Consider the following 22,642-nt stretch of genomic DNA (forward strand, 5'->3'; position numbering starts at 1 on the left):
CTCAGGCCTGTTGCACAAAGGTCAGCCGCACGGCGAAGCCGATCAACAGGCTGCCAAACAGCCACTGCTGAAGGCGCTGGGCCGAAGGACTGCGTTGCAGCCATCGGCCAAGCGCTGCGCCGGTCAGTGCGTAAGCGCTGTCGAACAACAAACCGACACCGACCAGCACCACGCCCAGGGTCGCAAATTGCGCGAGCACCGGCCCGGCGTGTGGATCGATGAACTGCGGCAGCAGCACCGAGCAGAACAGTAGCGCCTTGGGGTTGAGCAGGTTGGTCAGCACACCGCGCCGGATTGCTGCACTCCAGCGAGGTGTATCGAACGTTGTGTCTGCGCCGTTAAGGTTCGGCAGCATGTTGGTTCGCAGGCATTGAATGCCGATCCATAGCAAGTACGCGGCCCCGGCCAGGCGCACCACGTCAAAAGTCCAGGGCGCTGCCTTGAACAGTGCCGCCAGCCCCAGCGCCGCCAACGCCACATGGCAGCCTCGGGCAATGCCCAGACCCACAGCGGTGGCCAGCGCCGCGCCTTTGCCCTGACGGGCACCGGTTTGCAACAGCAGGATCATGTCCGGGCCCGGCAACAGATAGACCACCGCCAGCGCCATGAAAAACAGCCAGAGTCCTGCCACGTCGCACCCCACTCGTTGTCGATTCGGTACGGCCAGTCTAGGGCTGAAAGGCAGGGCAGGTGGTTGCGTAGTTCGCTTCTAAAATGCATCTGGTTGGCATAACCTGCCACTGAATTGCATTTGAACCATCAGGATCTGCCAAACCATGAAACTGGATGCCTACGACCGCAAAATTCTCGCAGCCCTGCAGCGGGACGGTCGCCTGAGCAATGTGCAACTGGCTGACGAGATCGGCCTGTCCGCTTCGCCGTGTTTGCGCCGGGTACGAATGCTTGAAGAAGCCGGGGTGATACGCGGTTACCAGGCCAATCTGGATCGCGACGAAGTAGGGCTCGGGCTGACGGTGTTTGTCGGGGTCAAGGTTGAACGGCACAACGATGAGCAGGCCGAAGCCTTTCGCCTGGCCGTGACGGCGCTACCCGAGGTGATTTCAGCGTTTCTGGTGTCAGGGGAATCGGATTTTCTGCTGCAAGTGGTGGTGCCGGACTTGCGCGCCTATGACCGTTTTCTCACGGGGCGTTTGCTGAAGTTGCCAGGCGTAAGTGACATCCGCAGCAACTTTGCGATTCATACGGTTAAAACCCCGGGGGCGTTGCCGTTGGGGCATTTACCACTGTAGATCGCGAAGACGGGTTAACCAAATAATACAAAGCGGTCAAAACTTAAAAGGGAATTGATTAATCCTAGTGGATAAACTAGCCTAGTGCTTTATAGGTGTGAAACTCTCTAATCATGAACTTTGAAAATATCCGTTACTATTTTGCAGTTCTTCTTTTAACTCTTGGGAGTAATGGTCTTTACGCGGCAGTTATTGTGCGGGTAATAACATACTTCATACCCATGGAGGGCATGATTCTGCGCGTAGCCTATATAGTTACGTATATCCTTCTCTGTTTTTTTGCGTTTCGTTTTTTAGTAAAAAGGTTACGTGGCGTAATTTGATTTTAATGGCGCCATAGCGCTGTGTGTTTACTCGGGTTTTTCTTTAGTAAGCATTGAATTTAATGTGATGTAGTCAACCAAAGCCTCGAAAAATAGAGCTACCTTCCCTGTTTGTAGGTACGCCCTTTCATAGTTCATCGGGTCATGCCTAAATAGCTGCACAGAGTCAGGCTTGCGTACTAGTCTAATAATGCCAATGCCAGACAATAGTAAGTCCATAGAACCATAGAGCATATCTCCCTGGTATTCGCCTCCTAAAGCGTCTTGATAAACGCGCCGCACAGGTCCCTGCACGCGAGGTGCTTCAGGGCCATTATAAATATTGCCAAAGCCTTCATAGATATTATTAACGCCATGCGCGATAAACATTCCACCAAATGGCGTCCCCCATCCCCCTGTGGCCCCGGTAACTGCTACACCTACCTCAACTTGCATAGCGCCAGCGACAACACCAATGCCATTTTGAGCATAAAAAATCGCCTTGGAAGTTAGCTCCGCATATTCTTTTGTTATCGATTGCACTCCCTCCCACGCAGTGAGGAGCCCTTCATCAACGGCCTTGATTACTTCGTTGGCATAAGAAGAAACCATCGAATTGAATTGAAGCTGCGTAATACCGTCATGAAAATGTGTAGCGCCTACTGTGCAGCCTAATGCAACCAGGTCCGCAGCGGCTTTGGTGACGTCATGAATATCACATGACGTCTCATTCATCTTCGTTTTCCCACGTGCTATAGGCACTTGTACCCGCTTGGATGTGCGTCCAACTAATATCTCGATAACGAATTGACACCAGCTCTTGCGGCTCCGTGTCGGACATATGGATAGCGTGCGGGATCTGAAGACTTACATTCGCAATACGACCGCCCGTTATTTTCACTGAATAATATTTATCCTGGCCACCGGCTGGAGACGTGCGATAAAAATCAATCTTGCATTCAACTTCTTCACCCTCAGCCAGAGCGCTGGCTAGCAGTGGCGAAGATTTATCAATATTTTTGGTAATGGCAATTGGCATATGTTTGCCTCGCCCGCCTGACGTACTGCCATCACTGACCGTTAACATGCTATGGGCGTAAGCCAACACCATGATTTCGTCTTCATGCCCAAACTGGCATTTGTTACCGATAGAGTCTTGGCTGGAGCAGCCGGAAGAAATCAGACCCTGCTTTTTACCGGTAATAGTCATGTAGCTATGACTCGCCATGCGCTCACTCCTTGTGGTCAGAATGGGGGGAGTTTAAGGCAGAGGAGGTAGCTGCTTATGTAGGCCGTTTCTGAAAATGCGTGTATTTCTTACGAACGTAATATTCGCGTTCAACAGCATTTCGGTAAAGGCTTCAGCCAAGCGACAGGTTGAGCGCCTTTAGATAGGGGATTTAAGAACGGAAATTTCACGGCTTTCGTTATACCGTAACGAACTGCGATGTGAGCAACGATAAACACTGGGGTGGTATGCAAGTCGATCTCGATGTCGATGGGACGCAAGTAGCCGGACTGCCGCGTTTTCAGCAGGCGGTTTTTCAAGGGCGACGATTGCGTCAGTTCGCAATCGGTCTGGGCGCGCTTGCGTCGACAGGTTGGCTACTGGCGTTTTTTGTCGGGCTGTTTGCGCCGCAGTCGCTCTGGCCGTCGTTGCTGGTTAATCAGAGCGCCGCTTTGCTGGTGCTGGTCGCTGGTTTGCAATCGGCCTGGTGGGTGACGCAATGGCGTGCGCGGGCGATGAACCCCGTGGTGCAGGTGCTCGTTGCAGATGAAGTCGTCTCCCCGGTTGGCTGGTACGAACGCTTGCTCGATCGGATCAGTCAGCGATGGTTGCGAATGCTGGTGCAGATTGGCCCGCCGACACTGTGGCTCGGCGGCTGGTCGCTGTTGACGTTATTGAGCATCGAACAAGTCTGGAACCTTGCGCTGCCGCCTACCGCACTGGGATTGTCGGCCAGTGTCGGTGCGGCGCTATCGTTGTTGCTAGCCTTCGGTTTGTTGGTGCTGGAACGTCAACTGGCTCAGGAAAACATCGCCCAATGGCCCGAAGCGGGGCCGTTGGCGCAGCTGACGCGGGTGGCGATCATTTGCCTGGTGCTTGGCGCTTTGTGCCTGCTGTTGGGTAGCGAAACCTCGGTATGGCCGGCGCGTCTGGCAGTACTGATCGGCCTGCTGCCGGGGCTCGTCGCCGCCGAACTACTGTTGCGCGCCATGTTGTCGTTGTTCAGTCCGCAACGCGAACAACTCGAACCTGCCTTGTTGGCGCGAAGCTTCGTCGCCGACATGCTGCGCTGGCCGCCGCAACCTTTGCTGGCGTTGCAGCACGAATTGCACAACCGTTTCGGCATCGACCTGCGGCAGATCTGGGCCTTCACCTACATGCGTCGGGCATTTCTACCCGTGCTGGCCGTGGTCTCGATTTTGGGTTGGTCGCTAACCGGTATTCACGAAATACCGCTCCAAGGGCGGGGTATCTACGAGCGTTTCGGCAAACCGGTGGAGGTCTTCGGTCCCGGTTTGCACGCGGGTTTGCCTTGGCCTCTGGGCCGAGTGTTGAGCGTCGAGAACGGTGTGGTCCACGAGTTGGCCACCAGTGTTGGCGAAACACCGGCGCCGGTCGTTGCCGAACCCGCCGAAGGCCCGGCGCCCGCCATTGCCAATCGCTTGTGGGACGCCAGCCATGTGAACGACAAATCCCAAGTCATTGCCAGCAGCCGAGCCGACAAGCAGAGCTTCCAGATCGTCAACATGGACGTGCGTTTCGTCTATCGCATCGGCCTGAGCGATCAAGCGGCGTTGGCCGCGACCTACAACAGTGCCGACGTCCCGACGCTGATCCGCAGCACCGCCAGCCGGATTCTGGTTCATGACTTCGCTTCGCTAACCCTCGACGGTTTGCTTGGGGAGGACAGGGTAGGGCTCGCCGAAGCGATTGGCCGGGCGGTGCAGGCTGACTTGCAGAAACTCGACAGCGGCGTGGAAATTCTTGCCACAGTGGTCGAGGCAATTCATCCGCCGGCCGGTGCCGCCAATGCCTATCACGGCGTCCAGGCCGCGCAGATTGGCGCCCAGGCATTGATTTCCCGCGAGCGCGGTGCGGCGGCGGAGGCCACCAATCAGGCGCAATTGCAGGCCAGCATCGCTCGCGATCAAGCGACGGCCAATGCTCGCGAAATCAACGCCACCGCCCAAGCGGCGGATCTGAGGTTCAGCGCCGAGCAAAAGGCTTACGCCAGTGCCGGCCAGGCCTTCGTGCTGGAGCAGTACTTCAGCCAACTGGCCCAGGGCTTGGCCAATGCCAGGTTGTTGGTGCTCGATCATCGTCTGGGCGGCAGCAGTAACGCGCCGACCATCGACCTCCGTACATTCACGCTGCCGGTTGACCCTGCGCCGCCGCGTAAGACCGCTCAGCCAGGAGCTACCAATTGAGCCAGTCGCACACTCACGATCACGATGACCACACTGGCCACGACCACGGCCATGGTGGGCATCACCACGGACATCACCACCACGGTGATCCACAAGAAGCGGGCCCGTTCCCGTGGCGGCGAATGGGCTGGGCGGCGTTGCTGGTGGCATTCGCCATCGCGGCAGCAAGCCTGGTGCAAGTGCGTTCGGGGGAGGCCACAGTGATCACGCGTTTCGGTAATCCATCGCGGGTATTGCTTGAGCCGGGTCTTGGCTGGCGTTGGCCTGCTCCTTTTGAAGCAGCGATTCCAGTGGATCTGCGGCTGCGCACCACGTCCAGCGGTTTGCAGGACGTGGGTACGCGGGATGGTTTGCGCATTATCGTTCAGGCTTACGTGGCTTGGCAGGTTCAGGGCGATCCGGACAACGTGCAACGCTTCATGCGTGCCGTACAGAATCAGCCGGACGAAGCGGCGCGGCAGATTCGCACGTTTGTTGGCTCCGCTCTGGAAACCACGGCCAGCAGCTTTGATCTGGCTAACCTGGTGAACACCGACGCCAACCAAGTTCACATCGCTGATTTTGAAGCGCAACTGCGTCAGCAAATCGATCAGCAGTTGCTCACGACTTATGGTGTGCGGGTGTTGCAAGTTGGCATTGAGCGTCTGACCTTACCGTCGGTAACCCTCACCGCTACGGTCGATCGCATGCGCGCCGAGCGTGAAACAATCGCCACCGAACGCACGGCCATCGGCAAGCGTGAAGCGGCGCAAATCCGTTCCGCTGCCGAGCGTGACGCGCGAATCGTGCAGGCCAACGCCACGGTAAAAGCGGCGGACATCGAAGCGCAATCGCGCGTCGAAGCCGCGCAAATTTACGGCCGCGCCTATGCCGGTTCGCCGCAACTCTACAACCTGCTGCGCTCCCTCGACACGCTAGGCACGATCGTCACGCCCGGCACAAAACTGATTCTGCGCACCGACGCTGCGCCGTTCCGGGTATTGGTTGATGGTCCGCCGACCCTCGATAACAAGTCCGGGTCGCAACCATGAAATTAGTTCCACGTGGAACAAACGAGTTAAGCAGTCCCTGGATTCAGGCGGGGAGATTGGCTTTTTTGGCGCTTTACGCCGTTACAGTGCTCGCCGCTTTGGCGTGGGCGTTTTCCAATGTGCGGCAGATCGATCCGCAAAATCGTGCTGTGGTTTTGCACTTCGGCGCGTTGGATCGAATTCAGAATGCTGGCCTTTTATTGGCTTGGCCCCGTCCGTTTGAGCAGGTGATTTTGTTGCCTGCAGCAGATCGAGTGATTGAGCGTCGAGTGGAAAACCTGCTGCGCACCGATGCCGCGTTGCAGGCAGACCGAGTGGCGAGTTTCGCTACACCGATCAGTGATGCACTCGCCGGCTCCGGTTACTTGCTCACCGGTGATGCGGGCGTGGTGCAACTGGATGTGCGGGTTTTCTATAAAGTTACTGAGCCGTACGCCTTCGTTCTTCAAGGCGAACATGTGTTACCGGCGTTGGATCGATTGGTCACTCGCAGCGCCGTGGCGCTCACGGCCGCACGAGATCTGGACACTATTCTGGTTGCTCGGCCGGAGCTGATGGGCGCCGATAGCCAGGCTGCCGAACGCCGCGAACGGTTGCGCGGTGATCTGGTGCAAGGCATCAATCAGCGCCTGGCGGAACTGACTGCGACCGGGCAGGGGTTAGGCATAGAAGTGACGCGCGTCGACGTGCAATCGAGTCTTCCCGGCCCAGCGGTCAACGCCTTCAACGCTGTTCTGACCGCCAGTCAGCAAGCCGACAAAGTCGTGGCCAATGCTCGCACTGAAGCTGAGAAACTGACTCAGACCGCCAACGAACAAGCCGATCGCACGCTGCAAGTCGCCCATGCCCAAGCGAGTGAACGGCTCGCCAAAGCCTCGACTGACACGGCCACCGTATTGAGTCTGGCCAAGGCGCAGCAACAGGGCACCGACCCGCAGATGCTGCTGCGTATCTACCGCGAGCGGATACCGAAGATTCTCGGTCAGGCCGGCTCGGTGACCACGGTCAACCCGAAAGACGATTCCCGCCTGATCATTCAGGGAGCGGCACAATGACGACCCAAACCGCCACCGTACCGAGCATGTTGTCCTCGGCTGAACAACGTAGCGCCGCGCAGCAATTGACGCTGGCCATGCTCGCACTTGGCTTGCTCGCGCTCGGCTTGACCTGGCGCTGGATGTCGCCGGAGCAGACTGGCGTGAGTCAATTGCTGCTGGGCTTTGCGTCGTTATTGGTGGCCGTGCCAGTGATGCGTTCAGCCTGGTACAGCCTGCGTTATCCGAGCCTGCATGGGATCACTGATCAATTGATCGCCCTGGCCATGCTGGGGGCGTGGGCCACGGGTGATCTGCTGACCGCAGCGTTGCTGCCGATCATCATGATCTTCGGCCACGTGCTGGAAGAGCGCAGCGTGATCGGCTCCCAGGAGGCGATTCGCGCCCTCGGCAAACTGACTCGCAGCCACGCGCGCAAGGTTCAGGCCGATGGCTCCATCGTCGAAGTCGATAACGGCACACTCAAGACCGGCGATTTCGTCGAGGTGCGCGCGGGTGATCGAGTGCCGGCGGATGGTCGGGTGTTGTCCGGTCAGGCGAGCCTGGACACTGCTTCGATTACCGGCGAATCGGTGCCAATGGAGGCGGACGTCGGTATGCAAGTCTTCGGCGGCGCGATCAACCTCGACGGTCTGCTGCGCATCGAAGTGACCCGCACCGGCAATGAGTCGACGCTCGGCAAAGTTATCGCATTGATGCAAAGCGCCGAGCGTTCCAAACCGCCGATCACGCGTTTGCTGGAACGCTACGCCGGCAGCTACATGGTGCTGGTGTTGCTGCTGGCCGCTGTGACTTGGTTCATCACTAACGATGCCCAGGCAATGCTTGCGGTGTTGGTGGCGGCCTGTCCTTGCGCGCTGGTGTTGTCGGCACCGGCCACGGCGATTGCCGGGGTGGCGGTGGCCGCTCGTCACGGGATTCTGATTCGCAGCTCCGCGTTCCTCGAAGAGTTAGCAGACCTGACTTCACTGGTGGTCGATAAGACCGGGACCCTGACCTTCGGCACATTGCGGTTGCAATCCATCGACAGTCCTCTCGAGGATCGCAGTCACGTTCTCAAACTTGCCGCCAGCCTCGGCTCCGCCAGCAGTCACCCGGTCAGCCGCGCGCTCGCCGGGTTAGTCACTCAGGAGCATTTTCTGCTGCTTTCCGACATTCACGAGCGTCAGGGGCTGGGCGTGGTGGCGATGACAGAGCAGGGCGAGGCGGCGCTCGGTCGTCCGGAGCTGTTCGCGCAATTGGGTATCGCCACTTCGAGTGTCCCCGACCACGATGGCCCGATTGCCGGGCTGGCGCTCAACGGTGAATTCCTCGCCTGGTTGTTGCTGGCCGACAGCGTCAAACCCGAGGCTCGATTTGCGTTGAGCGAGCTGCGTGAACTGGGGTTAGGGAGGCAGTTGTTGCTCACGGGTGATCGGCAAAGCGTTGCGCACACATTGGCGCGCGATGTCGGGATCAGCGATGTCGAAGCTCAGGCCTTGCCCGAGGACAAACTCAATCGCGTGCTGAAGGAAATCGGCAGTGGTTTCCGGCCGATGGTGGTGGGCGATGGCATAAACGATTCATTGGCGCTCAAAGCGGGTGTGGTCGGCGTGGCGATGGGGGCGGGCGGGGCGGACATCGCGCTTGCCTCGGCCGACATCGTGTTGATCGGTAGCGATCTGCGACGGCTCGGCACGTGTGTTCGGTTGAGTCGCCAATGCCGACAGACGTTGCAGGTTAACGTGATCATTGGTTTGGCCTGGACGTTGGCGATTGTAGCCTTCGCTGCATTTGGCTGGCTCGGCGCTGCGGGGGCGATGATTGCTGCCTTGCTGCACAATCTCAGCACATTGCTGGTACTCGGTAACGCTGGGCGTCTACTGCGGTTTCAGGAGCCATTGCTCAAACTGAAGGATGGAGATTGAGTACGCCTGGTGAATGCTCTAAACAGCGATCACGGGCGATTTGTAGTTTTCAGAACTGTAGGCCGAATTCGTAGTCATCTAGGTGAGGGCAATCACTTCTGTGAATTCGCGGCGTTTGGTTCGAACGCTACGAATCATAGAAATCGGCTATTAAATCGATAGCCAGCTATTTTTCCAGGATGGTCTACCCTCACATCAGACGTCTGAAACAAGGGGGGCTCTCCATGCTCGCGCACCTGCCACCGGCCTTACAGAATCTGCAGATACCGTTACGCCTGCGACTCTGGGACGGCCATGAGTTCAATCTGGGGCCGACACCCAGCGTCACAATTGTGGTCAAGGACCCACAAATGGTTACCCAGTTCACTCATCCAAGCCTGGACGCGCTCGGAGCGGCGTTTGTCGAAGGCAAACTTGAGCTGGAAGGTTCCATCAGTGAGGTGATTCGCGTCTGTGATGAATGGAGCCTGGCGTTGCTTGGAGACCAGGATAGTCAGCCAGTGCGCACCGCTCACGACAAGGAGACCGACGCCAAAGCGATTTCCTACCACTACGACCTTTCCAACGCGTTTTATCAGCTGTGGCTCGACAGCGACATGGCGTATTCCTGCGCCTATTTCGAGACCGGCAGCGAAACGCTGGAGCAAGCCCAACAAGCCAAATTCCGCCACCTGTGCCGCAAACTGCGGCTGCAACCGGGCGAATACCTGCTGGATGTCGGTTGCGGTTGGGGCGGGCTGGCACGGTATGCCGCCCGGGAGTTTGGCGCGAAGGTGTTCGGGATCACACTCAGTAAAGAGCAATTGGAACTTGCCCGTGAACGGGTGACGGCCGAAGGCCTGGACGATCTGGTCGAACTGCAACTGCTCGACTACCGCGATTTGCCTCAGGACGGTCGCTTCGACAAAGTGGTCAGTGTCGGCATGTTCGAACACGTTGGCCACGCCAATCTGGCCGAGTACTGCAAAACCTTGTTCGGTGCGGTGAAAGAGGGTGGCTTGGTGATGAACCACGGGATCACCGCCAAGCACATCGATGGCCGTCCGGTGGGGCGCGGTGTCGGTGAATTCATCGGGAAGTATGTGTTCCCCAATGGCGAGCTACCGCATCTGTCGATGATCTCTGCCGAGATCAGCGAAGCAGGGCTGGAGATCGTCGACGTCGAGAGTCTGCGCCTGCACTACGCGCGTACTCTGGACCACTGGAGCGAACGCCTGGAAGACAATCTGGAAGCTGCTTCCCGACTGGTGCCAGAGCAGGCCTTACGGATCTGGCGGTTGTATCTGGCGGGATGCGCTTACGCGTTCGCCAAGGGCTGGATCAATCTGCACCAGATTCTCGCAGTCAAAGCCCACCCCGATGGCAGCCATGACCTGCCATGGACTCGCGACGATATCTATACTCCTTAAAGAATCGGTGAAATAAGCCGGGCGATCCGCATGCCGACCTGCTGCAGACGGCGGGTCTCCCGGCTTTCTTCTTTGGCGATCTCGTGCGCTTGGGCGAAATCATCATTGAGCATCTGTTCTACTTCAGCGGCAAACGCGCTGTCGACCGTCAACAACATCACTTCAAAATTCAGGCGGAACGAGCGGTTGTCCAGATTGGCACTGCCAATGGCGCTGATTTCACTGTCGATCAACACCACTTTCTGATGCAGGAATCCAGGCTCGTAGCGGAACACCCGCACGCCGGCGCGCACGGCTTCGAAGGCATACAGACTGGAGGCGGCGTAGACGATCCGGTGGTCCGGTCGTGAGGGCAGCAGCAGCCGCACATCCACGCCACGCAGAGCCGCCAGCCTTAACGCAGCGAACACGGCTTCGTCGGGGATGAAATAAGGGCTGGTGATCCACACCCTTTCGGTCGCCGCATGGATGGCTTCGACGAAGAATAACGAACAGGTTTCGTAGGAATCTGCCGGGCCGCTCGCCAGCAATTGGCAGAGCACACCGTCGTCCGGATAAACGTCCGGCAGGATCAGCGGGGGTAACGACCGCGCTGCCCAGAACCAGTCTTCGGCGAAAGACTCTTGCATGCAGGCCACCACCGGCCCGCGTACTTGCACATGGGTATCGCGCCACGGCGCCAGGGGTGGTTTCTCGCCCATGTATTCGTCGCCGACGTTGTGTCCACCGACGAAGCCCAGTACTCCATCAACCACCACAATCTTGCGGTGGTTGCGGAAGTTGATCTGGAAGCGGTTGAGCCAGCCGCTACGGGACGCAAAGGCTTTGACCTCGACGCCGGCATCGCGCAACGGCTGCACGTAACTGTGAGGCAGGGAGTGGCTGCCGATACGGTCGTACAACAAATAAACCGCCACGCCTTCGGCGGCTTTTTTCAGCAACAAGGTTTGCAGCCGTTGGCCGAGACGATCGTCGTGGATGATGAAAAACTGAATCAGCACCGCTTCCCTCGCGTTGCTGATGGCTTCAAAAATGGCGTCGAAGGTGGCCTGACCGTTAATCAGCAAGCGCACTTCGTTGTTCGCCAAACAGGGCATGCGCCCAAGTTTCGGCATCGCCCTCAAGGACGCGTAAGCATTGGAGGCGCGAGCGGTCAGTGCCTCTTCTACCCAAGGGCGCCAGTTCAGCTCGGAGATAGCCTTGCGCATTTCTTCGTTGGCCTGGCGCCGAGCCTTGATGTAACCATCGAAGGTACTGCGGCCGAAGACCAGATACGGGATGAGCGTGAGGTAGGGAATAAACAGCAACGACAGGGCCCAGGCGATCGATCCCTGGGCGGTGCGCACGGTGAGCACGGCGTGGATGGCAGCGATCAGGCCCAGCGTGTGTAGCAGTGCGATCGTGTAGCCGAAAATAGGCGGTCCAAAGTAATCCATGGGGCAGCCTTGCTCCTGAATATTCAATGCGTAACAGACCATGTTCCGTGCAGAATGTCGCTATTTAATTGGCCCCTGAACCGAAGCCCCTGGCTGACGTCTAACGGCCACTACTGATCAGGAGTTACTCGATGAACGTTCGTCTGCTGGGTTTGGCCATGGCTATAGGTTTGTCACTTCCTGTGGCCGCTCAGGCGCAGATGCTGCAGCCTGGCTTGTGGGAATTGACCACAAGCAACATGAAGGTCGATGACCAGAACCTCCCGGACTTGCAGCTGATCCTCGGCCAGATACAGAGCCAGATAACCCCTGAACAGCGTACGCAACTGGAGAAACAGGGCATCACCATGGGCGGCAAAGGGATTCGGTCTTGTTTGACACCGGAACAGGTGAAGACCGACGACATTCCGCTGACGGATCCGCAATCGGGCTGCAAGCAGGAAGTCACTGATCGTACCGGCAACCAGTGGAAATTCCGCTTCAGTTGTCCGAAAGCGCAGGGCACCGGTGTCGCCACTTTCCTCAGTGATCGTGAGTTCACCACCAAGGTTAACGGCACTTTCAATGCCACCGGCATTCAGCAGAAGGGCAGCCTCGAGAGCCGCGCCGTGTGGTTGGGTCAAAATTGCGGGACCGTTAAGCCGAGAGCCTAAGAGCTTCGCGGGCAAGCCATGCTCCTACAGGGTTGTGTAGGAGCGGGTTTGATTCAACCATTCACACAGGGCTTCGATCGCCATCCTGCCGAAATCCTCCCCGGTGCTACTCCGCACGCTGACAAACCCGCCGTCCTTTTCTTTCTCCCCGATCACCACCAGATACGGCACATGCTGACTGTGCTCGCGAATTTTTTGACGGACTTTCTCGTGACGCAGATCCGCGCGGGCGCGCACGCCACTTCGGCGCAATGCCTCGGTCACCGATTGCGCGTAATCCGCCTGACGTTCGTCCATGCTGACGATGATGACGTGGGGCGGCGTCCGCCAGTTTTCCAGCTCCTGTTGGCAGGGCCAGCACGTACCATAAATCCGCTGCTGCAACGTCCCGCTGATGTGGTCGAGGGTGAACGCTTGCAGCACTCTCGTCGCGGGGACATGCGGACCAACTGTCGTAGTCTCGAAGTTCCCCAGGCGGTACAGCTGCGTCTTCCCTTGACGGCGAATCGAGTGATTGGTCGCCGCCAGAGCCTGCATGCGTGCTTCGATCAGTGGCAGGTCTGCCTGCGTTAGGGATCGCTCGGCAGAAAATTCATAAAAGAACCCGTCGCCCAGCGCCGTTCCTGCGTGCAGTTGAACCTGTGGATGTAGTTGTTTGACGGCCATGGCCAGCATCAGTGCACAGGAGTGTCGCAGGATCTCCAGCCCATCGGGCTCTTGAGGTGTGACGATGTTGACCCGGGCATCGGCCTCGATCATGAACTCACAGTCCACCAGGACGCCGTCCACTCGGCCGGCCACCGCCGCTTTTGCCAGTCCGGGTCCGATACTCGCGGCGAACTCGTACACCAACAGTGGCTGGTCGTATTCACGCAATGAACCATCGCTCAGGGTGATGTGAATCATGTCGGTGCTCTCGAGTGCTAGCGCATAAATCGTAGAGGTAAACCCTGACAGTTGTCATTAAGATGTTTGTTGTGCCAGGCAATTTGCCCCGACACAATCGTGGTACTGACGCTGTGGCGAAAACGCTGTCGGGCAAAAGGTGTCCAGCCGCATTGAGACAGGATCGGCTGCTGGGAAACGGCGACACCGCCGGGTTCTGGTTTGATCAGAACGAGGTCGGCCCAATAGCCTTCGCGCAGATAACCGCGGTCGGGAATGGCGAACAGATCGGCAACGCGATGACTGGTCTTGGCCACGAGCGTGGTGATCGGCAGAACTTCATCCGCGACCAATTCCAGCAGCGCTGGCAGGGCATGTTGCACCAACGGTAAGCCGGCAGGCGCCTGGCTGTAGGGCCGCTGTTTTTCGGCCCAGGTGTGTGGCGCGTGATCACTGCCGATCACGTCGAGTCGATGGCTCAGCAATGCTTCGCGCAAGGCATTGCGGTCGGCCGGGGTTTTGATCGCCGGGTTGCACTTGATCAGGTTGCCGAGACTCGGGTAATCCCGATCATCGAACAGCAGGTGATGCAGGCAGACTTCGGCGGTGATGCGTTTCTGGGCCAGCGGCTTGTCTTCGAACAACGCCAGTTCGCGGGCGGTGGTCAGGTGCAGAACATGCAGTCGGGTGCCGTGACGCCTGGCCAGGTCCACGGCCATTGAGGAGGAGCGAAAGCAGGCCTCGGCGTTGCGGATCAGCGGATGGGCCGCAGCAGGAATGTGTTCACCGAACACGTCACGCAGGTTCGCGGCGTTGGCGTCGATGCTGGGCGTGTGTTCGCAGTGTGCCAACAAAATGGTGGGCACCTCGGCGAATAGTCGCTCCAGAATGTGTGGTTCATCGACCAGCATGTTGCCGGTCGAGGCGCCCATGAACACTTTGACGCCAGCTACTTCACAGGGATTGAGCCTGGCGACGGTGTCGAGATTGTCGTTGCTCACGCCGAAATGAAAGGCGTAATTGGCGACCGAGTTGATCGCCGCTTTCCGCTTTTTGTCAGCCAGTGCGCTGAGGGTCAGGGTCGCAGGATGGGTGTTGGGCATGTCCATGAAGCTGGTGATGCCGCCGGCGACCGCGGCCCGGGATTCGGTGTAGAGGCTGCCCTTGTCCGGCGAGCCTGGGTCGCGGAAGTGCACTTGGTCGTCGATCATGCCGGGCAGCAGCCATTGCCCTTGTGCATCGATTTCCACGCGGGCATTTTCACCGTGGATGCTGCTGGCGATCTTCACGATTCGACCGTTGCTCACCAGCAGATCTCCGTCAAACTCACGGCCTTCATTCACCAGCCGGGCATTGCGAATCAGCACGCTGCTCATGGTCAGAACTCGTTCTGCAGGGCTTTGTAGCCGCGCACAAGGTCAACGTTGGTACGCGCCACGTCCTCGGAAAACTCCGAGGCGCTGACGCTCACCGGTGGGAACTGCGACAGATCGGTCTTGGGGCCGATGCGGGTGGTGGAGGGCACATAGAAGTCTTCGGGTAAATCGCGACCATCGACCACCGAGTTGTGCCGCACCACGCAGCCGTCACCGACTGCGCAGTTGAACAGCACGCTGTTGAAACCGATAAACACCCGGTCGCCAACCTTGCACGGACCATGAACGATTGAGCGGTGGGCGATCGAACTGAACTCGCCGATGGTCACTGCCGCTCCGGACTTGGAATGGATCACCACGCCATCCTGGATGTTCGAGTTGGCGCCGATGGTGATCGGCTCCATCTCGCCCGAGGCATCCACCTCGTCGGCCCGAATCACCGCGTAGGGGCCGACGAAGACGTTTTCGCCGATCACCACTTTTCCGCAGATGATGGCGGTTTTATCCACATAGGCGGACTCTGCGATCACTGGCAAATCGCCTGAAGGGTTCTTGCGGATCATGGTTTGCTCAACGCGTCGTACAGGGTGTTGAGGTTGTACTCAAACAATCCGACAAAGGTGCTGGCCGGACCAGTAGCCGCCAGGGCATCGGAGTACAACGTGCCACCGATGTGCGCGCCGCTTTCATCGGCAATCTGCTTGAGCAGGCGTGCATCCTTGATGTTTTCCATGAACACCGCTTTGACCTTGGCCTGGCGTATCTGGGTGATCAGAGCAGCGACTTCGGCGGCTGACGGTTCGCGTTCAGTGGACAGGCCTTGAGGCGCCATGAAGTCGATGCCATAAGCCTGACCGAGATAACCGAAGGCGTCATGGGACGTTACGATCTTGCGATTGCCCGGTGGCAGTGAGCCGAGTTTGGCCTTGGCTTCGGCAAGCAGCGCGTAGATCTGTTTCAGGTAGGCCTGGCTGTTGCGTTCGTAGTCGAGTTTGTTGGTCGGGTCGGCGGCGATCAGTGCCTTGGTGATGTTGCTGATGTACAGCTCAGTGTTCGCCAGGTTGTGCCAGGCGTGTGGGTCGGGAACCCTCTCTCCGCCCTCATCCAGGGAACGCGGGATGACGCCGTGACTCGTGCTGATCACAGGCGCTTTGGTCTCGGTGCTCGTCACCAGACGGTCCAGCCATGGCTCGAATCCCAGACCGTTTTTGATGATGAGTTTGGCTTTGAGCAACGCCTTGGCGTCGTCAGGTGTCGGCTCGTAAGTGTGAGCATCGGCATCCGCGCCGACCATGCTGGTGATCTGGATATGGTCGCCGCCGACTTGATGGGTCATGTCGGCGAGGATACTGAAACTGGTGACTACCTGAAGTTTTTCCGCAGCAGACAGCGACATCGACAGCATCAAACTGAACAGCACGAGTAAAGCGCGCATCGGGTAACACCTCATTGGGATGTGAGCAAAGGCGGGCGGCGCAGTAAACCGTGCACCGGTCCGAACACCACGGACAGCAGATACAAACTGCCGGCCACCAGCACGATCGCCGGACCGCTGGGCAGTGAGTAGTAGAACGACAGCAATAAACCGAGCCACACCGAGAGGCAGCCGAGCAGGGCGGCGATGGTCATTAACATCGGTAAGCGACGACTCCAGAAGCGCGATGCGGCGGCGGGCAACATCATCAAGCCGACCACCATCAGCGCGCCAATGGCCTGGAAACCGATCACCAGGTTCAGCACCACCAACATCAGAAACACACCGTGGGCCAGTGGTCCGAGGCGGCTGACGGTTTGTAGAAAGAGTGGGTCGAGGGTGTCCAGCAACAGAGGTTTGTAGATGAAGGCCATGGCGATCAGGCTGAAGCCGGAGACCCAGAGCATGCCTGTCAACGTCGGGCCATCGACCGCCAGCGCCGAGCCAAACAAAAGGTGCAACAGGTCCAGGCGTTTGCCGGCGATGCCGAGTATCAGCACGCCACTGGCCAGTGAAATCGGGTAGATCGCGGCGAGGCTCGCGTCTTCCCGCAGGCCGGTTCGCCGGGTGATCCAGGCGGCGAGTCCGGCCATGCTGAGGCCTGCGCCGAGACCGCCGATGGTCAGCGCGGGCAGACTCAAACCTGCGAACCAGAAGCCCAATGCAGCGCCGGGCAAGATACCGTGCGCCACCGCATCACCGATCAGACTCATGCGCCGAAGGATCAGAAACACACCGAGCGGTGCCGTGCTGCACGCCAGGACCAATCCACCAAGAAGCGCTCGGCGCATGAACACGAACTCGTGGAACGGTTGCCAAAGATGAGCGGCAGCGAGCATCAGGCCACCCGCGTATGTGGTTGTTGGTGGATCAGATCAACGCTCGACCCGAGGACGCAGCCGGTGCTTTTGATCAGCAACGTTTGAGGAATGTGTTGGCGAACGGCGGCCAAGTCATGACACACGATCACCAGAGTCCGACCTTCTGCATGCCACGTGTGGATGTGTTTCCAGAGCAGCAACTGACCGAGTTCGTCGAGGGCGGCGTGGGGTTCGTCGAGCAACAGCAATGGCGCTTGCGCGAGGCTCAAACGGGCGAGCAGGGCACGCTGTAATTCGCCGCCGGACAACGCCATCAATGGTCGTTGCTCCAGCCCGGTCAAGCACCAGTTTTCCAGCACGGCTTTGAGGTGTTGGCTGCGAGTTTCTGCAGACTGCGTGCTGCCCCAGAAACCGGCGGCCACTAGCTCTTGCAAGCTGATGGGAAATTGGCGGTCCAGGTGTTGTTGTTGGGGTAGGAACGAGAGGCCGCCCTTGCGTGGAATATCCAGTACGACCTTGCCGATCAGCGGTTTTTGTAAACCTGCGATAACTTTCAGCAGGCTGCTTTTACCCGAGCCATTGGCACCGATCACAGCGGTCAGGCTGCCCTTGGGCAATTCGAAATCTACGGGTGGCGTGAGCGGTTGACCGGGTGCGCCCCATCGCAAGGCTTGGCAATGAATCATGCGGCCTCCCAGTTCCAGCGGCTTTCGGCGACCGCGTCGTGTGCGTGGAGGCTTTCGGCGTGGATGACTCGTATGTGGAAGGCGTTGATGCCGGGGGAGCGTTTCAAGGCCAGGTTCAAACGTCGTGCGGCGTCTTCGCAGAACATCAGGTTCTGACCGTTTGCGAGGGCGAAGGCTTGTTCGTCGGCGCGTTTTACGGCGGTTTGTACGGCGGTGCCGAGGGCTGCTTCAGCGTCGTTGATGATTGCGATCAGCGGTAAGTCATCCAGATAGTCATCCAGTCGAAACCGTAATTTCGCATTGCTCCGTTGGCTGTGAGGCGTTGCGATGATGCCTTTTGTGGAGCCGAGCCAAGCCAATACATCCGCGTGTTGCAATGGCTGGTTGGCGAAGTCGTCGACAAATTGCTGCTGAATCAACTGCCGGGAAAGCGCCGCGGAACACGGGCAGGTCGAGGAATAAGGCACGTCGATTTTTAGTTCCACGTGGAACATCGCGTTTTTCAAACAGGCTTCGATGGTCACTGGATACGTTTTCCAGCCGGCCAATGGACTGATTAGCGCCGGTCTTTTGAGCAGTAAATCGGTGTGAATTTTTAAGTACGCGCTAGTGGACAGTCCTTCATGAGTATCGAGAAAACTTTGTAAAACTCGCCGCAGCAAGGCGGGCGTCAGGTTTTCTCGCTCAAGTATTTCCAGCGTCAAATACAGCCGCGACATATGAATCCCGCGCGCCTCTCCATCATCAAGGCTGACGCCCGCGTCGGCCTTTGCACTCAGTCGTTGGCCATCGAATAAAACAGGAAGAGCAATGCCGCACATGCCCACCCAGTCGAGTGACAGGGCTTGGCGTGAGGCCTGCGCGGCAATATCCGGCAGAGTCAGCGCATTCATGAGCAGGTCCATCGTGAGAGTCGATTCTGTATGTTATGTTATTACATTAAAATCAACCATGCCTTTTTTATGAACGGGCTTTCATCATGCACAGACGTCACCTGCTAAACCTGATCCTGGCCAGCGCGGCCTTCGCCTTACCGTTTGGCGTCTCGGCCACACAGATTCGCAATGCGCGGCTCTGGCGTTCGGATGACAAGCTACGATTGGTGTTCGATCTGAGCGGGCCGGTGCAGTACAAGACGTTTTCCCTGAGTGCTCCCGAACGGCTGATCATCGATGTGAGTGGCGCCAACCTGAATGGCAACTTCAGTCAGTTGGCGCTTAGCAACACTGTGATTCGCTCGATCCGTTCCGGACAATTTGGTCAGGGTGATACGCGGATCGTCCTCGACCTCAGCGGTCCGGTGCAGCTCGCCAGTTTTTTGCTGCCACCGCAGGACGGTCAGGGCCATCGACTGGTACTTGATCTGAAGACTGCTGCGCCATTACAAATGGCGGCTGCGCCCGAGGCGGTCGGCGACAAGGCTCACCCCAAGCGCGACATCATCGTGGTGGTCGACCCCGGTCACGGCGGCAAAGACCCCGGCGCGGTCGGCGCCAAAGGTGAGCGTGAGAAAGACGTGGTGTTGTCCATCGCACAGTTGTTGGCCAAGCGGCTGAAGCGCGAGAAGGGCTTCGACGTGAAACTGGTGCGCAACGACGACTTCTTCGTCCCGCTGCGTAAACGCGTGGAGATTGCCCGCAAGCACAACGCCGACATGTTTATCTCGGTGCACGCGGACGCGGCGCCGCGTCTTACCGCGTCAGGTGCCTCTGTGTATTGCTTGTCTGAAGGTGGGGCGACTTCCGCCACTGCACGCTTTATGGCACAACGGGAGAACGGCGCGGACCTGCTGGGTGCCACCAGCCTGCTCAATCTCAAAGACAAGGACCCGATGCTCGCCGGGGTGATTCTCGACATGTCGATGAACGCCACCATCGCCGCCAGTTTGCAGTTGGGCAGCACGGTGCTTGGCAGTCTGGCGGGCATCACCACGCTGCATCAGAAGCGCGTGGAACAAGCCGGATTTGCGGTGCTGAAGTCGCCGGATGTGCCGTCGATTCTGGTGGAAACCGGCTTCATCTCCAACGCTCGCGACAGTCAGCGACTGGTCACCGCGCGCCACCAGCAGGCCGTAGCCGATGGCTTGTTCGAAGGGTTACAGCGCTACTTCCAGAAAAATCCGCCAGTAAACACTTACATCGCTTGGCGGCAGGAGCAGAAAAAGTCCCAGGCCTAACACCCTGCAATTCGGCTACAAGTGAACTTACCGCTGCTGCCGCCAGAGCTGGAAAACCGATTGATGGTGGTCCAGCCGACGCGGCGGTTATAGCCAACCCAGGCTTCGCCATCGGAAGCGAGCCCAGTGAAAAACGTGAGTTGTCCATAGCGACTGTTGGTCTGCGCCCAGTGGCGTTTTCCGGCCGCTTCGAAGCCCCGCAAATAGATCGTACTACCGACGGTGTTGACGCTATAGGCGTTGCCGTCGCCATCCACGCAGGCCAGCAGATTGGCGCTTCGGGTGCATTTGGCCAGGCTCGGGATTTTCGCCCAGGCGTCGATGGCGACCAGCAGCGAAAAGCTCATCAGCATTATTTTCAGGGCAATACGCATGGGGGGATTTCTCACGGAGCGGACGGGCTTCAGCATCGTGCCCTTTATCATCGTGGGCAAGAGGAGAGTGGCTTAATTGTATTGTTATACTATAACATCAAATTAAGCCCGACACTGCGACCGGGCATCTCCTGTGAGGAATACCTGATGCCCAATCGTCTCCCCGTGACCGTCCTGTCGGGCTTTCTCGGCGCTGGCAAAAGCACGCTGCTCAACTACGTGCTGCGCAATCGCGACAACCTGCGCGTTGCCGTGATCGTCAATGATATGAGCGAAATAAACATCGATGGCAGCGAGGTCCAGCGCAATGTCACCCTGAATCGTGCGCAAGAAAAACTGGTGGAGATGAGCAATGGCTGCATCTGCTGCACCTTGCGCGAAGACTTGCTGGAAGAGGTGAGCAAACTCGCCAAGGAGGGTCGCTTTGATTATTTGTTGATCGAATCCACCGGCATTTCCGAGCCGCTGCCGGTGGCGGAAACCTTCACCTTCCGGGATGAAGAAGGGCACAGCCTGGCCGACATTACCCGGCTCGACACCATGGTCACGGTAGTTGATGGCATGAATTTCCTGCTCGACTATCAGGCCGCCGAAAGTCTCGCTTCCCGTGGTGAAACATTGGACGAGGAGGACGAACGCTCGATCACCGACCTGTTGATCGAGCAGATCGAATTCGCCGACGTGATTCTGATCAGCAAGATCGACTTGATCAGCAGCAGTGAACGCCAGGAGCTGATCGCGATCCTTGAGCGGCTCAATGCCCAGGCAGAAATCATCCCGATGGTCATGGGCGAAATTCCCTTGGAGAAGATCCTGAGTACCGGTCGTTTCGATTTCGACAAGGCCGCTCAGGCGCCGGGTTGGTTACAGGAATTACGTGGCGAGCATGTGCCCGAAACCGACGAATACGGCATCGCTTCGACGGCTTACCGAGCACGCCGACCGTTTCATCCTCAGCGCTTTTTCAGTTTTATCGATCGCCCGTGGGTGAACGGCAAACTGCTGCGCTCCAAAGGGTTTTTCTGGCTGGCCAGCAAACACATGGACGCCGCTAGCTGGTCCCAGGCCGGCGGTTTGATGCGCCATGGATTCGCCGGACGCTGGTGGCGTTTCGTACCGAAACCGCAGTGGCCGCAGGACGAAGAAAGCACCGCCGGGATCATGGAAAACTGGACCGCAGCCACCGGCGATTGCCGTCAGGAACTGGTGTTCATCGGCCAGAACATCGACTTCGCGCAACTCACCACCGAACTCGACAACTGCCTGCTGACCGACGATGAAATGGCGTTGGGTGTCGAGGGCTGGCGATTGCTGACAGATCCGTTCGGCCCTTGGCACGAAGAGGTAGCCGCCTGATGTTGGTGCCCAGTCTGAAGCGGCAGTCGATCGTTCATCAGGTTCAAGGTGACACGCCACAGACCCTGCCCCGAATTCTTGATGACGGGGTAAACCTCGCCGTTTGGCAGCGCCAGCTCCCGGCGCACATTGATGATTTCGGGCGCTTGCTTCTGTCCTTGAATGAACCGCTGGCCGAGTCACGGGTGCTGGAGTTGTCCAGCGACGACGTCGAACCCAATCTGCATGGATTGGCCTCAGGATTCAGCGATCTCGAAGGGTATGCAGGTTTCATTGCAGACGTGTCCTGGCTGGTCAGCGCATTCGCCTGTCTATTGGGCTCCAAGCGCATCGGCCTGCGCGTGCGGGTTCTGGACAAGGCCATGTGCCCGAGCTTTCACGTCGATCATGTGCCGGTTCGTCTGATCACCACCTATGCCGGAATTGGAAGTCAGTGGCTGAAAGAAGGGGTGATGGATCGCCGGCAATTGGGCAAGCCTGAGGCCGAACCCACACAGGATTCGCTGATCGAGCAAATCGCCAGGGGCGAAGTGGCACTGCTCAAAGGCGAGAAATGGCACGGCAACGAAGGTTTCGGCCTGATTCACCGTTCGCCGCAACCCGCGCCGGGGGAGCGCCGTTTGATTCTGACCCTGGATTGGCTGGGTTAAGGCTTGAGCCAGTTGCCCTGACTCTGGCCTTCGCAAAACGGCTTCAGATACGCTGCATCGGTAGCTACGCCGTAATAGTGAATATCCTGCCGGTAAGGCATATTGGCGACTTGGGCGTTGCTGCACACGCCAAACGCGCCGGTGGGGCATTGATCGACGTATTGCACCTCGACTTTCTGACCAGGGAGGTTCGGCTGGCAGAAACCATCGGCGAACAGTTTTTCCGGGATGTTGCGGTTCTGCTGGCAGACTTTCACGTCAAGTCGCGTAGCCGTGCTATGTACCACGCAGGCCTGGGCCAACGCCTCACCTGAAGTGAGCGCCAGGAGCAACGACAATCCCATCAACCGCATCCCCTACCTCCTC

23 protein-coding genes are annotated in these 22,642 nt (G+C 58.3%); 10 read left to right on the forward strand and 13 right to left on the reverse strand.

All coding sequences use genetic code 11. From position 1 onward, the window contains the following. Position 1: 1 nt before the first annotated feature. Complete coding sequence (locus tag ACYZT0_RS25685) at positions 2-631, reverse strand: LysE family translocator (protein ID WP_462043558.1); 630 nt, start codon at positions 629-631, stop codon at positions 2-4. Positions 632-776: 145 nt separating this feature from the next. Here ACYZT0_RS25685 and ACYZT0_RS25690 point away from each other — a divergent pair, with 145 nt between their 5' ends. Continuing rightward, on the forward strand, positions 777-1,250 hold the full coding sequence (locus ACYZT0_RS25690; protein WP_007896573.1) for an Lrp/AsnC family transcriptional regulator: 474 nt from the start codon (positions 777-779) through the stop codon (positions 1,248-1,250). Between the two features lie 350 nt (positions 1,251-1,600). Here ACYZT0_RS25690 and ACYZT0_RS25695 read toward each other — a convergent pair whose 3' ends face one another. After that, entirely contained in the window at positions 1,601-2,287 is a 687-nt protein-coding gene (locus tag ACYZT0_RS25695; RefSeq protein WP_462043559.1) for a DUF4225 domain-containing protein, read from the reverse strand. Further along, positions 2,280-2,780: an Hcp family type VI secretion system effector gene (locus ACYZT0_RS25700; protein WP_462043560.1), complete on the reverse strand. Its 501-nt coding sequence runs from the start codon at positions 2,778-2,780 to the stop codon at positions 2,280-2,282. The genes ACYZT0_RS25695 and ACYZT0_RS25700 overlap by 8 nt, the downstream gene beginning before the upstream one ends. 248 nt (positions 2,781-3,028) lie before the next feature. Here ACYZT0_RS25700 and hflK (ACYZT0_RS25705) point away from each other — a divergent pair, with 248 nt between their 5' ends. From hflK (ACYZT0_RS25705) to cfaB, 5 genes are all read left to right on the forward strand, one after another. Then, positions 3,029-4,987, forward strand: coding sequence for a protease modulator HflK (gene hflK, locus ACYZT0_RS25705; protein WP_462046634.1), 1,959 nt, complete (start codon positions 3,029-3,031; stop codon positions 4,985-4,987). Next, positions 4,984-6,018, forward strand: coding sequence for a protease modulator HflC (gene hflC, locus ACYZT0_RS25710; RefSeq protein WP_462043561.1), 1,035 nt, complete (start codon positions 4,984-4,986; stop codon positions 6,016-6,018). The genes hflK (ACYZT0_RS25705) and hflC overlap by 4 nt, the downstream gene beginning before the upstream one ends. Beyond that, positions 6,015-7,073, forward strand: coding sequence for a protease modulator HflK (gene hflK / locus ACYZT0_RS25715; protein ID WP_462043562.1), 1,059 nt, complete (start codon positions 6,015-6,017; stop codon positions 7,071-7,073). Before hflC ends, hflK (ACYZT0_RS25715) begins: the two co-directional genes overlap by 4 nt. Continuing rightward, positions 7,070-8,980: a cation-translocating P-type ATPase gene (locus tag ACYZT0_RS25720; protein WP_462043563.1), complete on the forward strand. Its 1,911-nt coding sequence runs from the start codon at positions 7,070-7,072 to the stop codon at positions 8,978-8,980. The genes hflK (ACYZT0_RS25715) and ACYZT0_RS25720 overlap by 4 nt, the downstream gene beginning before the upstream one ends. Positions 8,981-9,204: 224 nt before the next feature. After that, complete coding sequence (cfaB, locus tag ACYZT0_RS25725; protein ID WP_462043564.1) at positions 9,205-10,389, forward strand: C17 cyclopropane fatty acid synthase CfaB; 1,185 nt, start codon at positions 9,205-9,207, stop codon at positions 10,387-10,389. Here cfaB and cls read toward each other — a convergent pair. After that, entirely contained in the window at positions 10,386-11,825 is a 1,440-nt protein-coding gene (gene cls / locus ACYZT0_RS25730; protein ID WP_462043565.1) for a cardiolipin synthase, read from the reverse strand. The two genes, cfaB and cls, sit on opposite strands and share 4 nt — an antisense overlap. Positions 11,826-11,956: 131 nt before the next feature. On the opposite strand from cls, the gene ACYZT0_RS25735 reads away from it, so the two are divergent. Continuing rightward, positions 11,957-12,478 (forward strand): DUF3617 domain-containing protein, encoded by a 522-nt coding sequence (locus ACYZT0_RS25735; protein WP_462043566.1) that lies wholly within the window; start codon positions 11,957-11,959, stop codon positions 12,476-12,478. Positions 12,479-12,502: 24 nt separating this feature from the next. Here the strand turns inward: ACYZT0_RS25735 and ACYZT0_RS25740 are convergent, their stop codons facing one another. The 7 genes from ACYZT0_RS25740 to folE2 are packed head-to-tail and all read right to left on the reverse strand — an operon-like array spanning position 12,503 to position 18,613. Continuing rightward, positions 12,503-13,384, reverse strand: coding sequence for a His/Gly/Thr/Pro-type tRNA ligase C-terminal domain-containing protein (locus tag ACYZT0_RS25740; RefSeq protein ID WP_462043567.1), 882 nt, complete (start codon positions 13,382-13,384; stop codon positions 12,503-12,505). A gap of 17 nt (positions 13,385-13,401) precedes the next feature. After that, positions 13,402-14,739, reverse strand: coding sequence for a dihydroorotase (locus ACYZT0_RS25745; RefSeq protein WP_462043568.1), 1,338 nt, complete (start codon positions 14,737-14,739; stop codon positions 13,402-13,404). A 2-nt stretch (positions 14,740-14,741) separates the two neighbouring features. After that, entirely contained in the window at positions 14,742-15,302 is a 561-nt protein-coding gene (locus tag ACYZT0_RS25750) for a gamma carbonic anhydrase family protein (protein ID WP_056738548.1), read from the reverse strand. Further along, a complete protein-coding gene (locus ACYZT0_RS25755) occupies positions 15,299-16,174 on the reverse strand; it encodes a metal ABC transporter substrate-binding protein (RefSeq protein ID WP_462043569.1) in 876 nt (291 codons plus the stop codon). The genes ACYZT0_RS25750 and ACYZT0_RS25755 overlap by 4 nt, the downstream gene beginning before the upstream one ends. An 11-nt stretch (positions 16,175-16,185) precedes the next feature. Further along, positions 16,186-17,052: a metal ABC transporter permease gene (locus ACYZT0_RS25760; RefSeq protein WP_462043570.1), complete on the reverse strand. Its 867-nt coding sequence runs from the start codon at positions 17,050-17,052 to the stop codon at positions 16,186-16,188. Then, the gene (locus tag ACYZT0_RS25765) at positions 17,052-17,720 is read right to left on the reverse strand and encodes a metal ABC transporter ATP-binding protein (RefSeq protein ID WP_462043571.1); all 669 of its coding nucleotides are present in this window, start codon (positions 17,718-17,720) and stop codon (positions 17,052-17,054) included. Before ACYZT0_RS25765 ends, ACYZT0_RS25760 begins: the two co-directional genes overlap by 1 nt. Next, positions 17,717-18,613: a GTP cyclohydrolase FolE2 gene (folE2, locus tag ACYZT0_RS25770; RefSeq protein WP_462043572.1), complete on the reverse strand. Its 897-nt coding sequence runs from the start codon at positions 18,611-18,613 to the stop codon at positions 17,717-17,719. The genes ACYZT0_RS25765 and folE2 overlap by 4 nt, the downstream gene beginning before the upstream one ends. A gap of 86 nt (positions 18,614-18,699) precedes the next feature. On the opposite strand from folE2, the gene ACYZT0_RS25775 reads away from it, so the two are divergent. After that, positions 18,700-19,896, forward strand: coding sequence for an N-acetylmuramoyl-L-alanine amidase (locus ACYZT0_RS25775; RefSeq protein ID WP_462043573.1), 1,197 nt, complete (start codon positions 18,700-18,702; stop codon positions 19,894-19,896). Here ACYZT0_RS25775 and ACYZT0_RS25780 read toward each other — a convergent pair. Further along, positions 19,893-20,270, reverse strand: coding sequence for a glutamine synthetase (locus ACYZT0_RS25780; RefSeq protein WP_462043574.1), 378 nt, complete (start codon positions 20,268-20,270; stop codon positions 19,893-19,895). The genes ACYZT0_RS25775 and ACYZT0_RS25780 overlap by 4 nt on opposite strands. 147 nt (positions 20,271-20,417) lie before the next feature. Between ACYZT0_RS25780 and zigA the strand changes: the two genes are divergently transcribed. Continuing rightward, on the forward strand, positions 20,418-21,626 hold the full coding sequence (gene zigA, locus ACYZT0_RS25785; RefSeq protein ID WP_462043575.1) for a zinc metallochaperone GTPase ZigA: 1,209 nt from the start codon (positions 20,418-20,420) through the stop codon (positions 21,624-21,626). Then, on the forward strand, positions 21,626-22,276 hold the full coding sequence (locus tag ACYZT0_RS25790; protein WP_462043576.1) for a DUF1826 domain-containing protein: 651 nt from the start codon (positions 21,626-21,628) through the stop codon (positions 22,274-22,276). Before zigA ends, ACYZT0_RS25790 begins: the two co-directional genes overlap by 1 nt. Here ACYZT0_RS25790 and ACYZT0_RS25795 read toward each other — a convergent pair. Continuing rightward, the gene (locus ACYZT0_RS25795) at positions 22,273-22,629 is read right to left on the reverse strand and encodes an NADH:ubiquinone oxidoreductase (RefSeq protein ID WP_462043577.1); all 357 of its coding nucleotides are present in this window, start codon (positions 22,627-22,629) and stop codon (positions 22,273-22,275) included. The genes ACYZT0_RS25790 and ACYZT0_RS25795 overlap by 4 nt on opposite strands. Positions 22,630-22,642 lie beyond the last annotated feature (13 nt).

This window comes from Pseudomonas sp. ZS1P83 (assembly GCF_054897825.1).